This is a genomic window from Pseudolabrys sp. (assembly GCF_035943735.1).
Classification (GTDB): Bacteria; Pseudomonadota; Alphaproteobacteria; order Rhizobiales; family Xanthobacteraceae; genus Pseudolabrys.
The window spans coordinates 1-13,973 of record NZ_DASZBV010000012.1; the positions used below are offsets into that span (position 1 = coordinate 1).

Here is a 13,973-nt window from a genome sequence, read left to right on the forward strand (position 1 = left end):
CATCGGCACGATCGGCGTCATGATCTCGCCGAGGCTGACGATGTCCTCCTTGCGCCGCACCGGCAGCAATTCGCGATAGCGCCAGATATCGGCCGGGCGGCCGGCGAGCTTCTCTTTCGTCAGCGCCTTCTTCACGCCGGCGAGGTCGTAGCGCACCAGCAGCGGCTTGCCGGCGCGCGAAAGGTTGTGCACCTGATCCGCCTCGTGGCGCTCGCCGGTCATCGCGCATTCGAGATGCGTGACGAAGCTCGGCAGATCGGCGGTCAGGTTGTCGTCGTAGCGCATGTCCTCACCCGTGGCGCGGCGTTGTTCTTATTCGGTGGTCCCGCGCGGCCGGCGCGTGCGGAACACCAGAAAATGCGACAGCGAGAAGTTGACGACGAAGCTGACGCCGATCGCCGCCACCTTGCCGGCCCAGGCGGGCACGTGCGCCAGCTCGACCAGGCACCAGACAGTGGCCGTGTTGGCCAGGAAGCCGGCGAATTGCGACAGCGCAAAGCCGAGATAGCGGCGGATGGCGAGACTGCGGCCGGACTCGGCGGCGAACGTGATCGTCGAGTTCATCACGTAGGAGCCGGTCACGGCGACGATCCAGGCCATCGTGTTGGCCACGAGGATCGGCAGGCCCAGATAGTAATAGGCGAAGGAAAAGACCGCGAAGTCGACGGCGGAGTTGATGAGGCCGACAACGCCGAAGCTGATCGCCTTGATGAGGAGCGCGCGCTCCTGCCAGGCGACGGTGAGGCGCTCACGAAGGGTCTTGCGGGACGGGGTCATCGTCGGCCCCGATTAGCATGGTCCTTGGCCGCCCGGTAGGGCGGAGGCGACAGCGCCTTTGCCTTAAGCTATAGATCGGGGATATCGGAGAGAATTCGCGAAAATGCCGGTGAAAACAGCAAGATCGGGGGCACGCGGAACCCGGGCGAAGGGCGCGCCCGGCCTGTCGATCGTGGTCCCCGTTTTCAACGAGGCGCGCGGCCTGCCGGCCCTGCACGAGCGCATCGCCGAGGTGGCGCGCTACCTCGACGGCAAATACGGGCTCAAGATCGAACTCGTCTATGTCGACGACGGCAGCCGCGACGAGACGGCCGACGTGGCGCGGGCGCTGCCGGCGACGCCGTGCGACGTGCAGGTCGTGTCGCTGTCGCGCAATTTCGGCAAGGAGGCCGCCCTCCTCGCCGGCCTCGACCACGCCCGCCTCGGCGCCGTGATGTTCATGGACGGCGACGGCCAGCATCCGCCGACTTTGATCGAGACTTTGGTGTCGCGCTGGCTCGATGACGGTTACGACGTCGTCTACACCGCCAAGGCGCATCGCGAGAACGAGCCGAAGCTGCGCTCGGTCGGCGTCCACTGGTTCTATTCGATGATCAACTGGGGCCAGCGCCAGCCGATCCCCGAGGACGCCGGCGACTTCCGCCTGTTGTCGCCGCGCGCGGTCGAGGCGCTGCGGCAGATGCCGGAGCGCAACCGCTTCTTCAAGGGCATGTCGAGCTGGATCGGCTTCCGCCAGGCGCGCGTCGATTACGAGCCGGCGCTGCGCGCGCACGGCAAGACGACGTGGAACGTGTGGACCTTGATCGGCCTGTCGATCGAAGGCCTGACCTCGTTCACGGTGGCGCCGCTGCGGCTGGCGAGCCTTCTTGGTGCGCTGCTAGCGGCGAGCGCGATCATCTACGGCGTCTGGACCGCGATCACGACGCTGCTTTTCGGTCAGGACGTGCCCGGCTATCCCTCGCTGTTTGTCGGCGTGATGGTGATCGGCGGCGTGCAGCTCTTGATGATCGGCATCCTCGGCGAATACATCGGCAAGATGCTCAACGAGATCAAAGGCCGGCCGGTCTATTTCGTCGCCGAGCACACGGTGAAGTCGGCCGACGAAGCCAGGACGAAGTCCGAAGCAACGCGCGCCGCCGAATGAACGTGCTGCCGCGCCGCATCTGGCTCTGCGCCGACGACTACGGCATGGCGCCGGGCATCAACCGCGCCATCCGCACGCTCATCGCCCACGGCCGCCTCAACGCTACCTCGGTGATGACGGCGGCGCCGCATCTCGGCCACGAGGCGGACGAACTGACGAAGCTGAACGCCGGCGCGACACGGGCGCTCATCGGCCTCCACGTGACGCTCACCGCGCCGTTCAAGCCGCTGAGCAACCATTTCGCGCCGCTACGCCATCACGCCTTTCCGCCGCTGGCGGAGCTGATCCGGCTCGCGATGACGCGGCGGCTCAAGCGCGAGCATTTCACCGCCGAGATCGCGGCGCAGCTCGCGGCCTTCCGCGCTGCATTCGGCCGCGCGCCGGACTTCGTCGACGGCCATCAGCACGCGCACCTGCTGCCGGTCGTGCGCGACGCCTTCCTCGCCGTCATCGGCGCGCAGGCGCCGCACGCCTGGGTGCGGCAATGCGCCCGCGCGCCGCGCGCGCGACCGCTTCACGACCGCAAGGGCCTGGTGCTCGACGTGCTCAGCGTGCGCTTCCGCGCCAGGGCAAAGCGATTCGGCATCCGCACGAATCCCGCCTTCGCCGGCGCCTATGCCTTCACGCCGAAGGCGGACTTCCCGGCGATCTTCCCGCGCTTCCTCACCGGCCTGCCCGACGGCGGCCTGATCATGTGTCATCCCGGCTTCGTCGATCCGGCCCTAAAAAGCCTCGATTCCCTGACCGACTTGCGGGAACGGGAATTCGCCTATTTCGACTCGGATGCCTTCCCGCGCGATCTCGCGCGACATCACGTCGAACTGGCGCGCCCCGCTGGCGAAACGGGTCCGGCCGCCTAGATAGACCGGACAAGCCCCGGCCTTGAGAGGACGCGCCCATGACCCCGCAGGAACGCCAGATGATCGACGACCTGTTCGATCGCCTCGCCAAGCTCGAGACGGCGCCGCGCGATCCGGAGGCGGAACACGCGATCATCGACGGATTGAGGCGCGCGCCGAACGCCGCCTACGCGCTGGTGCAGACGGCCCTGGTGCAAGACGAGGCGCTCAAGCGCGCCGATGCGAAGATCCGCGAGCTCTCCGGCGAAGGTCAGCCGCAGCAGACGCAAGGTGGCAGCTTCCTCGACAGCATGCGCAATGCGTTCACGGGCAATGTGCGCACGTCGGTGCCGAGCGTGCATACGCCGGCCGCCGCCGCCGGCGCCGGCGGACCCGATCCGCGCTGGAATCAGGGCGGCACCACGCAGAGCGCACCGAACTATCAAAGCAGCCCGCAGCAGGGCTACGCGCCAGGCTATGCCCCCTCGGCCCCCTCGCCCAGCCTGTTCGGCGGCGGCAGTTCCTTCCTCGGCACCGCGGCGGCCTCCGCCGCCGGCATGATCGGCGGCTCGCTGCTTTTGAATTCGATCAGCTCGATGTTCGGCCACCACGGCAGCGCCTTCGGCTCGTACAACGACGCGCCGCCCACCTCGTCGCCGTGGGACAACAGCGCCGCCGGCAGCAACCTCGCGCAGGACGCCGGCATCAACGACATCGGCAATCAGCAGAGCGCGGTCGGCGACCAGCAGGCGGCCGGCCTGTTCGATAATCCGAACGACCCCGGCAACGCCGATGTCGGCAACGACTTCGGCGACGACTTGGGTGGCGATGCCGGTGACGGTGGCGACTTCGGCGGCAGCGATATGGCCTGATGCGCCCGCGTCAGCGGTCGATCGGCTCGCCGCCGATGGCCCGCAGGAACAGCATGTCCCGCGCCTGCGGCACGCGGCCCTCCGCCGTCGCTTCGGCATAGACGAAGCCCGGTGCGCTACGCCGGTTGAGCACGTACAGCTCGCGCACGAAATTCTTCGGCAACTGCAACGTTCCCGGCACGCGCAGGCCCATCCATTCCGCGACATCGGCGACGAAGCTGTTGCAGTTGTAGAAGGTCAGGTGCCAGAACGGCCGATCCCGGCGCAGCTCGCGAACCTCGGCCGGCAGCGCGCCATACCTGAACGCGCTGATCTCACGCCGGTACACCAGGTCGCTGCGCCTCGCGTCGCGCGGCTTGAACTTGATAAGCGACGGGGTCGCCAGCACGGCGAGCAACGGCGTGTCCTCAAGGATTCCGCTCGGATAAAACCCGGCATGACGCGGACGCAGCAGGCGGCCGCCTGCGTCGACGCGGCCGTAAGCGATATAAGCGTGCCCGAAGATGCCGCCGGAGCGCGCGCGGAATTCGATGGCGTAACGCTCGTTTGCACACGCCGGCGCCACGGCCGCCGCGGCCACCAACGCGGCAATCCCCATCAAAACGAACCGTACGCGCGATCTCGCGGCCATGCCGGTTCCGGCGGCTTTCCATATTTTCTTGTACCGGGCGAGAGTGCGTCCAGCGGGGGCGCAGGTTCAAGCGCCGGTGACCACGACGGTTAATGTCGGACCGGCCGCTTGAGGAATATCAAATGTTCGGCGCTGACCGCGCGCTCACATCACCACCACTTTGGTGCCGACCTTCACCCGATTATATAAATCGATGATATCGGTGTTGCGCATGCGGATACAGCCGGACGACACGTTGTGACCGATGGTCCACGGCTCGTTGGAGCCGTGGATGCGGTAGAGCGTCGAGCCGAGATAGAGCGCACGGGCGCCGAGCGGGTTGTCGGGGCCGCCGGCCATGAAGCGCGGCAGATAAGGCTGGCGCTGCAGCATCTCTTCCGGCGGCACCCAGTTCGGCCATTCCTTCTTCGCCGACACGTGATGTTCGCCGGACCAGGTGAAGCCGGGACGGCCGACGCCGATGCCGTAGCGGCGCGCCATGCCGTTGGCTTCGACCAGAAAGAGGAAGTGGTCGGGCGTATCGACCACAATGGTGCCCGGCGGCTCGCTCGTCCGGTACTCGACCTCGCGCGGCAGGAACTGCGGATCCATCGGCAGGTCAGGCCGGTTGATCTCCAGCACCGGGTCAGGCTGCGGCCCGACGTTGACGTAGAGCGGCTGCGGCGCAGCCTGCGGATAGGCCGGCGGCGGAGCGACGTATTGCGGCGGCGGCGCGGCGTAGGCCGAACGCTCCGCATGATCGCCGAACACGAATTCGATGAAGCCGCCGCCGAGCTCGTTCTGCATGCGCGGCGGCTGCGCCACCACCACCATCGGCGGCGACACCGCCATCTGCTGCGCCGCGGCCGGCACGGCGGCCGTGGCAATTAACGCTGTGGCGGCGTGGTGAATGAAACGTCTGCACATAGGCTCGAATACAAGCCGAAAGAGAAACCGAAACGTAAATTGCGCGGCCCTCGGGGCAATCGAGGCCATCTTTGCCGCGGCTTTCGCGTCAACAAGGTTGCCAGCGGGTAAAGCGCGCGCGCTTTTGGTAAAGGCGCGGTTACCCCGATCGGACACCGGGTATTAATGGCCCTGCGCTAGGGTCGCCCCGGACGGACGGGAGCGCGTGGTGCAGCAAAAGCAATTTCGCATCGAGCAGTTGCTCGCGGGCGAGCGCGGCCTTGCCGCGCCGGCGCCCGACGATACGGCGTCGCTGCGGCGCAGCCTCGCGGCCCTGGTGGTCGACGCCGACGGGCGGCGCCTGACGCGCGCTGCGGCCGAACTCGGCGCTGCGATCGAGACGATCGAGAAGGCGGCGCAGATCGTGCTGTCCGGCGCGGAATCGATCGACGATGGCGCCCGTGCGCTCGCCGCCGTCGAAACGACGGCCGACGGCCGCCGCCTCGCCCACGATCTGCAGGCGCGCGTGCAGCACATCTACGAAGCCTGCAATTTCCAGGATCTCGCCGGCCAACGCATCGGCAAGGTCATCGACCTGCTCGCCGATCTCGACGAGCAGCTCACGCGCGTCGTGTCCGACGTTGCGGTCGTCGCCGCGCCGGCGATCGCGGTCGGCCGCGACGGCCTGATCAACGGCCCTCGCCTCGACGGCGCGCCGGGCCACGTCAGCCAGACCGACGTCGATCTTCTGTTCGGCTAGGCCGGCCGCCGGATCAGAATTGCACACAGGAAGGCGACCGCGGCAAAGGCAGCGGCGAGCGCCAGCGCCGCGGCGTCGGAGATCTTCTCGACCACGAAAGCCATGACCAACGGCGCCGCCGACTGCACCAGCAGGAATGGCGCGGCGAGCCGACCCATCAATTTGCCATAGCCGCTGGCGCCGAACAGCGACAGCGGCACCGCGCCGCGCGCGATGGTGACGAGCCCGTTGGCGCCGCCGAACATCAGCGCGAACACCGCCGCCGTCAGCGTCGTGATGCCGGTCAGCGCCAGCAGCGCGAAGGCGACGAGCAACGCGCCGAACGCCGCGCGCGCGATCCATATCGGATGCAGATCGCGGCCGAAGGCGAACTCGATGAGCCGCGCGATGACCTGCGCCGGCCCGAACAGCGCGCCGATCCACACCACCGTGCCGGCGTCGATGCCGTCGCGCTGGAAGATCGCGAGCAGATGTGCCGACAGGCCGGACGGCACAAACGCATATGAGGCGAAGGCGGAGGCGACGAGCAGAAAGATCAGCCCGCGCGCCGGCAGCAGCGTCGTGGGCTTCGGCGTCGCGCGCGTGTCCGGTGTCGGCATGTCCGCGGCATGTCGCGTGCGCGGCAACAGGAACGCGTGCAGCGGCGCGTTGACGAGCGCGAGCGCCGCGGCATAGACGAGATAGCAGCCGCGCCAGCCGATGCTGTCGATGAGCAGATGCGTCATCGGCCAGCTCACCGTCGAGGCGAAGCCACCGGCAAGCGTCAGCGCGGTGATCGGCCGCCGCGCGCCCATGCCGAAGATGCGGCCGAGGCTGGCGAAGGCGGCGTCGTAGAGACTCGCCCCCATCGCCGCGCCGAGCAGTATCCACACGGCGTAGTAAGCGGCCGGGCTGGCGGCGAGCGTGATGAGCGCCAGCCCGAGCGCGCCGGCGAGCGAGCCGCAGGTCATCGTGATGTGGCCGCCGAGGCGGTCGATCGAAGCGCCGATCGTGCGCGCGGCGATGCCCGCGGTGAGCAGACCGAGCGAGAACCCGCCCATGGCGAAGGCGATCGACCAGCCGCGCTCGGCGGCGATCTGTGGCACGATCAAGACCGGCGTGTAGAAGATCGCGCCCCAGGCGATAATCTGCGTCACGCCGAGCACCGGCACGGCGCGCCAGGGGCCGTGAAGCAACGAGCGCGCGATGCCGGTCGTTGTCACGGCCTCACCGGCGTCAGCCGGCGGGTTTCGGCTTCGGCTTGGTCTTCGGCTTCGGCTTGGCCGCCGCGCGACGCGGCTTCTTCACGCCTTCGGCCGGGCAGCGCACGTAGACCATCGTGCCGTAGCGCCCCTGCACCTCCGGATCGATCCAGCGCAGGATCATGACGCGGCCGTCGAACTGCTCGACCTCGCGGTCCTGCTGGCCGCCCGGCGGGTCGTCGGCCGGGCCGATATAGGTCTTGCCGCCCGGCGCGCCCTTCAGGCGCAACTCGCTCGGCGTCGCCTGGTCGGCGAGATGCATCATCACGCCGCCGGTCGGGCCGAGCGTGATGACGTAAGGCTGCGTGCAGGCCTTGAGCGCGGCCGCCTCGGTGCGCTGGCGATCGGTCTCGACGTGGTAGGCGGCAAGTCCCCAGCGGCCGACGATAGCGCTCGGCGGGAAAGCCGGCGGCAGGGTCGGCGTCACCGGCGGCGCGGCCTGTTCCGGCGGCGGCGCGGGCGAGGTGGTGGTGCAGGCCGCCAATGCGAGGCCGAGCAGCGCAACGGAAACGATCGGGATGAGGCGGAGGGGGAACGGTCGCATCGGGACTCCTGCTTCGCGAAAACCGACATTGCTGGGGTGCGCCGGCAAGTGCAAGCAGAACCGTGGCTTTTGGCCGCAAGCGCGGCGGCGCACGGTAATCCGCGACGCCGCTCCGCCTTGACAGGTTTCCCGATCCGCAATATCTCCCGGGCGACCGTCTGGCACTCTCCGTTAATGAGTGCTAACGGCTTGCATTAGCGACACTTTCCAAAGTTCAGAGCCGCGCGGGAGCGCCGACGAGGAAGCCATGGCCAAGACCAAGTTCCGTCCCCTGCACGACCGCGTGGTCGTGCGCCGTATCGAGGCTGAAGAGAAGACCAAGGGCGGCATCATCATCCCCGATACCGCGAAAGAGAAGCCGCAAGAGGGCGAGGTTGTCGCCGTCGGCCCGGGCGGCCGTGACGAGAGCGGCAAGCTGACCCCGATGGACCTGAAGGTCGGCGACCGCGTGCTGTTCGGCAAGTGGTCGGGCACCGAGGTCAAGATCGACGGCGAGGATCTCCTGATCATGAAGGAGTCCGACATCATGGGCGTGATCGCCTGATCGCCCGCGCGCACAACACCATCATTGGAGTGAATTGAAATGGCTGCCAAGGACGTCAAATTCTCTGGCGACGCGCGCGATCGCATGCTGCGCGGCGTCGACATCCTCGCCAACGCGGTGAAGGTGACCCTCGGCCCGAAGGGCCGCAACGTCGTGCTCGACAAGTCGTTCGGCGCGCCGCGCATCACCAAGGACGGTGTGACGGTGGCGAAGGAGATCGAGCTCGAGGACAAGTTCGAAAACATGGGCGCGCAAATGGTGCGCGAAGTCGCTTCCCGCACCAACGACATGGCTGGCGATGGCACCACCACCGCGACCGTGCTTGCCCAGGCGATCGTGCGCGAAGGCGCCAAGTCCGTCGCCGCCGGAATGAACCCGATGGATCTCAAGCGCGGCATCGACATCGCGGTCGGCGCCGTCGTCAAGGACATCGAGAAGCGCGCCAAGAAGGTCTCGTCCTCGGCCGAGGTCGGCCAGGTCGGCACCATCTCGGCCAACGGCGACAGCCAAATCGGCAAGATGATCGCGCAGGCCATGCAGAAGGTCGGCAACGAGGGCGTCATCACGGTCGAAGAAGCCAAGGCGATGGAGACCGAGGTCGAGATCGTCGAAGGCATGCAATTCGACCGCGGTTATATTTCCCCCTACTTCGTCACCAACGCCGAGAAGATGATTGCGGAGCTGGAGGACGCCTACATCCTCCTGCACGAAAAGAAGCTGTCCGGCCTTCAGGCCATGCTGCCGGTGCTCGAGGCGGTGGTGCAGTCGGGCAAGCCGCTCATCATCGTCGCCGAGGACGTCGAGGGCGAGGCGATTGCCACGCTCGTCGTCAACAAGCTGCGTGGTGGACTGAAGGTCGCCGCCGTCAAGGCGCCGGGCTTCGGTGACCGCCGCAAGGCCATGCTCGAGGACATCGCGATCCTCACCGGCGGCCAGCTCATCTCCGAGGACCTCGGCATCAAGCTCGAGAACGTGACCCTCAACATGCTGGGCCGCGCCAAAAAGGTGATCATCGAGAAAGAGAAGACCACGATCGTCAACGGCGCCGGCAAGAAGGCCGACATCGAGGCGCGCGTGCAGCAGATCAAGGCGCAGATCGAGGAGACCACCTCGGACTACGACCGCGAGAAGCTGCAAGAGCGTCTGGCCAAGCTGGCCGGCGGCGTGGCCGTCATCAAGGTCGGCGGCTCGACCGAGATCGAGGTCAAGGAGAAGAAGGACCGCGTCGACGACGCGCTCAACGCCACCCGCGCTGCGGTGGAAGAGGGCATCGTGCCCGGCGGCGGCTGCGCGCTGCTGCGCGCCAAGAAGGCGGTCGGCAAGCTCACGAACGAGAACGCCGACGTGCAGGCCGGCATCAACATCGTGCTCAAGGCGCTGGAGGCTCCGATCCGCCAGATCGCCGAGAACGCCGGTGTCGAGGGCTCGATCGTGGTCGGCAAGATCCTCGAGAGCAAGGACGAGACGTTTGGCTTCGACGCGCAGAACGAAGAGTACGTCGACATGATCGCCAAGGGCATCGTCGACCCGGCGAAGGTCGTGCGCACGGCCCTGCAGGACGCGGCGTCGATTGCCGGCCTGCTGGTCACCACCGAGGCGATGGTCGCCGAGCTGCCGCGGGACGCTGCTCCGGCGATGCCGGGTGGCGGCGGCATGGGCGGAATGGGTGGCATGGGCGGCATGATGTAAGTGACGCCCGTCACGAACGAACAGACGAAAAGGCCGGCGCAAGCCGGCCTTTTTGCTTTTGGGCGCCCCGGCCGGCCCGCGTCCCCGGCGCGGTGCAGCATGCAATGCTGCGACGCTGACCCGGGACCCCGATTTTGCAACTGCCGCTTTCATCGGCACGCGAAACCCGGGGCCCCGGATCTGCACCGCATCACTTCGCTTCGCTCCGTGCTGCGGCGCGTCCGAGGCACCGGCTCTGTTATGAAACCCAAGTTCCGCCCCGTGCGTTGAGCGCGCATGGCCGCGGCACCCGCATCGAGACTCGTCGTTCATGCCGCGCTCGCCGGCAACTTGCTGGTCGCTGTGACCAAGTTCGTCGCCGCCTGGTGGACCGGCTCGTCGGCGATGCTCAGCGAAGCCATCCACTCAACCGTCGACACCGCCGACCAGATCGTCCTGCTCTACGGCCTCACGCGCGCCGAGCGGCCGCCCGACACGCTGCACCCGCTCGGCTACGGCCGCGAACTCTATTTCTGGAGCTTCATCGTCTCGCTGCTGATGTTCACGCTCGGCGCCGGCGTCACCGCCTACGAGGGCGTCGAGCACATTCTTCATCCACGCGCGATCGACAACCCGCTGGTCGCCTACATCGTGCTCGGCTGCGCTGCTTTGTTCGAAGGCACGAGCTGGGCCTTCGCGCTGCGCGAATTCCACAACGCCAAAGGCAGCGCCGGCTATTTCGAGGCCGTGCGCCAGAGCAAGGACCCGCCCACCTTCATCGTGCTGCTCGAGGACAGCGCCGCTTTGGTCGGCTTGCTCATCGCCTTCCTCGGCACCTTCTTCGCCTCGCATCTTGACCTGCCGGTCCTCGACGGTGCCGCCTCGCTTGGCATCGCGCTGGTGCTCGGCATCACCGCGCTGATGCTCGCGCGCGAAAGCAAGGGCCTGCTGATCGGCGAGCCCGCGAGCCGCGAGTTGCGCCAGGCGATCCAGCGCACCGCCAGCCGCATCGACGGCATCGAGCACGTGCAGATCGTGTTCACCGTGCACATGGCGCCGGATCAGGTCGTGGTGGCGCTCAGCCTCGAATTCCGCGACAGCATGACGGCGCCACAGATCGAGCGCGCCGTCGACGCGCTCGAAGCCGCGATCCAGGCGGCGCATCCGGAAGTGATCGCCATTTTCGTCAAGCCGGAGGACCAGGCGCAGCAGATCACCTTGCCCGGCCGCTTTCCGGGCCGCGTCCGCCGCATCAGTGGTCGTCCGCCAGGAAGCGCAGCGCGACCGGTCCCTCGAGCGTGACGCCGCCGCCGGCCTTGCGCCATGTCGTCACCTGCGCCAGCGCGTTGAGCAGGGTGACGTCGGCGTCCATGCGCTCGGGCGCGCACTGGCCGTCGCGCATGTACTGCGGCAAGCTCTCGGGCAGCGGGGCCGGCACGATGCGAATCTGATCGCCGTTCGTCGTCACCTGCGCACTGGCGGTCCGGCACCACAATTCCAGCCGCGCCGAGCCGTCCGAGTCGATGGTGATGCTCGGCGTCCGCCGCACCTTGCCCATCGGCGCGACGTCGAGCATCAACTGCCGGTCGTAGGGAAATACGTCGTTGCCGAGCGCGGGAGATGCGAGCAACAACAAGACCGTGGCGATACCGCGCGTCGAGCGGCGCGCGGCCGGGCGTAAATTCCACATCAAATTCTCCGGATTATCGACCGCGCTCGCGGCGCCAGCGTGCAGAGGAAGGGCCTCTACCTACTTCAGTCGCAATTCGATTGAAAGTAGGATAGCCGCCGCCGCGAACTGGCGTAGCAGGACTGCAAGGAACTCCGCCTTGGATCAACAGATCATCGACCTCTACGACCGGTTCACGCACGGCGAATTCAACCGCCGCGATTTCTTCGATCGCCTGGCGAAGATCGCCGGCTCGAGCGCGGCGGCGCTGGCGTTGTTGCCGCTGCTCACGAACGATTACGCGCGCGCCGAGACGGTCGCCGCCGACGATCCGCGCCTCGTGACCAACACCATCTATTACAAGGCGTCGCCATCGCGCATCGCCGCCTACATGGCGCGGCCGAAGGACAAGAACACCGTCCCCTCGATGATCGTCGTGCACGAAAACCGCGGGCTCAATCCGCACATTAAGGACATCGCGCGCCGGCTCGCACTGGAGGGCTTCGCCACTTACGCGGTCGACCTCCTGTCGCCGCTCGGCGGCACGCCCGCCGACGAAGACAGAGCGCGCGACCTGATCGGCAAGCTCGATCCGGCGGAGACGGCGGAGCACATCGCTTCGCTGGTGCCGATCCTGGCCGGGTCGCCCGGCTCGAACGGCAAGGTCGGCGCCATCGGCTTCTGCTGGGGCGGCGGCATGGTCAATCGCCTCGCCGTGCTGTCACCGGAGCTGAAAGCGGGCGTCGTCTATTACGGCCAGCAGCCGCCGGCGGCGCAGGTGCCGAAGATCAAGGCAGCGCTGCTCCTGCAATATGCCGGCCTCGACCAGCGCATCGACGCCGGCATTCCCGCCTTCGAGAACGCGCTCAAGGCCAACCACAAGCAGTTCGAGATCTTCGTCTATCCGGGCGTCAATCACGCCTTCAACAACGACACGTCGAGCCGCTACGACAAGGCCGCCGCCGAGCTCGCCTGGTCGCGCAGCATCGCCTTTCTCAAGCGCGAGTTGGGCTGAGCCCCGATTACTCGCCGAGCCGCCCGGCCAGCCAGTTCGCCGTGCGCAGGAGCCGCGCGTCGTCGCGCGGCGCGCCGACGAGTTGCAGCCCGAGCGGCAGGCCGGCCTCGCCGGTCAACAGCGGCAGCGACAAAGCCGGGACGCCGGCGAGCGTCCAGAGCGAGCAGAACATCGGGCTGCCGGTCGCCTCGCCGACCGGCGCGACGCCAACCGTCGCCGGCGTGATGATGGCGTCGTAATCGCTGAGGATGCCGGCGATGCCGTCGCGATAGCGGACGGCGTTGTCGCGCGCCTCGAGATAGCGCGCGGCACTAATCTCCCGCCCTTCGGCGAGGAAGGCGCGCAGCGTCTCGCTCGATTGCGACTCGTCGCCGCGCGCGATCATGCCCGAGAGGTTGTGCGCCATGTCCACCGCCATCACCACGCGCTGGTCGTCGACGGCGCCGGCAAACACATCCGGCAGGTCGACCGCGTCGCAATGATCGCCGAGCGCATCGGCGAGCTCCTCGAAGGCCGCGCGCGTCGTGGCGTCAGCCTTATCCCAGAACGGTGTGCCCACGAAAGCGAAGCGCGGCGGCGACGGCAATTCATCGACGGCGGTCGCGAGGAAGTCCGGCGCGGCGACCGGCCGCGTATCGGCGTCGCCCGCGTCGTGGCCGACGAGCACATCGAGCATCAGCGCAACGTCGCCGATCGTACGCGCGAAGACGCCGACATGGTCGAGCGCACGCGACAGCGTCAGCGCACCACGGCGTGAAATCGCGCCGTGCGTCGGCTTCATGCCGTAGACGCCGCAGAAGGCGGCGGGACGGATCATCGAGCCGTTGGTCTGCGAGCCGATGGCGAGCGGCACCATCTCGGCCGCCACTGCCGCGGCCGAGCCCGAGGACGAGCCGCCCGGCGTGCGGGTGAGATCGTGCGGATTGCGCGTCGGCCCCGGATGGTAATAGGCGCACTCGGTGGTCACGGTCTTGCCGATGATCACGGCGCCGGCCGCCCGCAGCTGCGCCACCGCCGCCGCGTCTTCGCGCGGCCGCCGTCCCTTGAGCAGCGGCGAGCCGCATTCGGTCGGATAATCGGCGGTGTCGAAGATGTCCTTGATCGCCACCGGCACACCATGCAGGGCGCCAAGCGGCTCGCCGTCGCGCTGCCGCTCGTCGAGCGCCTGCGCCTGCATGAGCGCCGCGTCGGGATCGAGATGCACGAAGGCGCGGACGTCGTCGTCCATCGCCGCGATCCGGTCGAGGCAGGCTCCGACATAGGCTTCGGAGGTGAGCTCGCCGTCGGCGATCAGCGCGGCGGCCTCGATGGCGGTCAGCGCCATGAGTTCGGTGTCGGCCACATTAAACTCCGTTAATCCGGCAGGCTTTATACGACGGAGCGG

General features: G+C 67.8%; 15 protein-coding genes and 1 pseudogene. 8 read left to right on the forward strand and 8 right to left on the reverse strand.

All coding sequences use genetic code 11. The annotated features are described in order from the left end of the window. Positions 1-285 (reverse strand): annotated as a pseudogene (locus tag VGV41_RS06780) (threonine synthase); the annotation flags it as partial. Positions 286-312: 27 nt separating this feature from the next. Further along, positions 313-777 (reverse strand): GtrA family protein, encoded by a 465-nt coding sequence (locus tag VGV41_RS06785; protein WP_326863003.1) that lies wholly within the window; start codon positions 775-777, stop codon positions 313-315. 103 nt (positions 778-880) lie between these two features. Here VGV41_RS06785 and VGV41_RS06790 point away from each other — a divergent pair, with 103 nt between their 5' ends. Genes VGV41_RS06790 through VGV41_RS06800 form a run of 3 tightly spaced genes read left to right on the forward strand, consistent with a single transcriptional unit; the run spans position 881 to position 3,632 of the window. Beyond that, entirely contained in the window at positions 881-1,921 is a 1,041-nt protein-coding gene (locus tag VGV41_RS06790; RefSeq protein ID WP_414705070.1) for a glycosyltransferase family 2 protein, read from the forward strand. Continuing rightward, entirely contained in the window at positions 1,918-2,781 is an 864-nt protein-coding gene (locus tag VGV41_RS06795) for a ChbG/HpnK family deacetylase (RefSeq protein WP_326863005.1), read from the forward strand. Before VGV41_RS06790 ends, VGV41_RS06795 begins: the two co-directional genes overlap by 4 nt. Positions 2,782-2,819: 38 nt before the next feature. Continuing rightward, entirely contained in the window at positions 2,820-3,632 is an 813-nt protein-coding gene (locus VGV41_RS06800) for a DUF2076 domain-containing protein (RefSeq protein WP_326863006.1), read from the forward strand. A 10-nt stretch (positions 3,633-3,642) separates the two neighbouring features. Here the strand turns inward: VGV41_RS06800 and VGV41_RS06805 are convergent, their stop codons facing one another. Both VGV41_RS06805 and VGV41_RS06810 read right to left on the reverse strand, forming a co-directional pair. After that, positions 3,643-4,263 (reverse strand): hypothetical protein, encoded by a 621-nt coding sequence (locus tag VGV41_RS06805; protein WP_326863007.1) that lies wholly within the window; start codon positions 4,261-4,263, stop codon positions 3,643-3,645. A gap of 144 nt (positions 4,264-4,407) precedes the next feature. Next, positions 4,408-5,169: a L,D-transpeptidase gene (locus VGV41_RS06810; protein ID WP_326863008.1), complete on the reverse strand. Its 762-nt coding sequence runs from the start codon at positions 5,167-5,169 to the stop codon at positions 4,408-4,410. A 208-nt stretch (positions 5,170-5,377) separates the two neighbouring features. Between VGV41_RS06810 and VGV41_RS06815 the strand changes: the two genes are divergently transcribed. Then, complete coding sequence (locus tag VGV41_RS06815; RefSeq protein WP_326863009.1) at positions 5,378-5,908, forward strand: protein phosphatase CheZ; 531 nt, start codon at positions 5,378-5,380, stop codon at positions 5,906-5,908. Here the strand turns inward: VGV41_RS06815 and VGV41_RS06820 are convergent. Together VGV41_RS06820 and VGV41_RS06825 are read right to left on the reverse strand one after the other, a co-directional pair. After that, complete coding sequence (locus tag VGV41_RS06820) at positions 5,905-7,110, reverse strand: MFS transporter (RefSeq protein WP_326863010.1); 1,206 nt, start codon at positions 7,108-7,110, stop codon at positions 5,905-5,907. The two genes, VGV41_RS06815 and VGV41_RS06820, sit on opposite strands and share 4 nt — an antisense overlap. 13 nt (positions 7,111-7,123) lie before the next feature. Next, positions 7,124-7,693: a hypothetical protein gene (locus VGV41_RS06825; RefSeq protein ID WP_326863011.1), complete on the reverse strand. Its 570-nt coding sequence runs from the start codon at positions 7,691-7,693 to the stop codon at positions 7,124-7,126. Between the two features lie 247 nt (positions 7,694-7,940). On the opposite strand from VGV41_RS06825, the gene groES reads away from it, so the two are divergent. The 3 genes from groES to VGV41_RS06840 all read left to right on the forward strand — a co-directional run bounded on the left by groES (position 7,941) and on the right by VGV41_RS06840 (position 11,207). Next, positions 7,941-8,237: a co-chaperone GroES gene (gene groES / locus VGV41_RS06830; RefSeq protein WP_326863013.1), complete on the forward strand. Its 297-nt coding sequence runs from the start codon at positions 7,941-7,943 to the stop codon at positions 8,235-8,237. A 39-nt stretch (positions 8,238-8,276) separates the two neighbouring features. Next, a complete protein-coding gene (gene groL / locus VGV41_RS06835; RefSeq protein ID WP_326863014.1) occupies positions 8,277-9,926 on the forward strand; it encodes a chaperonin GroEL in 1,650 nt (549 codons plus the stop codon). Between the two features lie 276 nt (positions 9,927-10,202). Next, positions 10,203-11,207 carry a cation diffusion facilitator family transporter gene (locus VGV41_RS06840; RefSeq protein WP_326863015.1) on the forward strand — a complete coding sequence of 335 codons (1,005 nt, stop codon included), beginning with the start codon at positions 10,203-10,205 and terminating at the stop codon, positions 11,205-11,207. On the opposite strand, the gene VGV41_RS06845 is transcribed toward VGV41_RS06840, so the two are convergent. Beyond that, on the reverse strand, positions 11,158-11,595 hold the full coding sequence (locus VGV41_RS06845) for a hypothetical protein (protein WP_326863016.1): 438 nt from the start codon (positions 11,593-11,595) through the stop codon (positions 11,158-11,160). The genes VGV41_RS06840 and VGV41_RS06845 overlap by 50 nt on opposite strands. A 139-nt stretch (positions 11,596-11,734) precedes the next feature. Here VGV41_RS06845 and VGV41_RS06850 point away from each other — a divergent pair, with 139 nt between their 5' ends. Next, complete coding sequence (locus tag VGV41_RS06850) at positions 11,735-12,589, forward strand: dienelactone hydrolase family protein (RefSeq protein WP_326863017.1); 855 nt, start codon at positions 11,735-11,737, stop codon at positions 12,587-12,589. Positions 12,590-12,596: 7 nt separating this feature from the next. On the opposite strand, the gene VGV41_RS06855 is transcribed toward VGV41_RS06850, so the two are convergent. After that, a complete protein-coding gene (locus tag VGV41_RS06855; protein ID WP_326863018.1) occupies positions 12,597-13,931 on the reverse strand; it encodes an amidase in 1,335 nt (444 codons plus the stop codon). Positions 13,932-13,973: the final 42 nt, after the last annotated feature.

Coding starts and splice junctions, on each gene's coding strand:
- VGV41_RS06785 (WP_326863003.1), bottom strand. CDS start 777: ATGACCCCGTCCCGCAAGACCCTTCGTGAGCGCCTCACCGTCGCCTGG.
- VGV41_RS06790 (WP_414705070.1), top strand. CDS start 881: ATGCCGGTGAAAACAGCAAGATCGGGGGCACGCGGAACCCGGGCGAAG.
- VGV41_RS06795 (WP_326863005.1), top strand. CDS start 1,918: ATGAACGTGCTGCCGCGCCGCATCTGGCTCTGCGCCGACGACTACGGC.
- VGV41_RS06800 (WP_326863006.1), top strand. CDS start 2,820: ATGACCCCGCAGGAACGCCAGATGATCGACGACCTGTTCGATCGCCTC.
- VGV41_RS06805 (WP_326863007.1), bottom strand. CDS start 4,263: ATGGCCGCGAGATCGCGCGTACGGTTCGTTTTGATGGGGATTGCCGCG.
- VGV41_RS06810 (WP_326863008.1), bottom strand. CDS start 5,169: ATGTGCAGACGTTTCATTCACCACGCCGCCACAGCGTTAATTGCCACG.
- VGV41_RS06825 (WP_326863011.1), bottom strand. CDS start 7,693: ATGCGACCGTTCCCCCTCCGCCTCATCCCGATCGTTTCCGTTGCGCTG.
- groES (WP_326863013.1), top strand. CDS start 7,941: ATGGCCAAGACCAAGTTCCGTCCCCTGCACGACCGCGTGGTCGTGCGC.
- groL (WP_326863014.1), top strand. CDS start 8,277: ATGGCTGCCAAGGACGTCAAATTCTCTGGCGACGCGCGCGATCGCATG.
- VGV41_RS06840 (WP_326863015.1), top strand. CDS start 10,203: ATGGCCGCGGCACCCGCATCGAGACTCGTCGTTCATGCCGCGCTCGCC.
- VGV41_RS06845 (WP_326863016.1), bottom strand. CDS start 11,595: ATGTGGAATTTACGCCCGGCCGCGCGCCGCTCGACGCGCGGTATCGCC.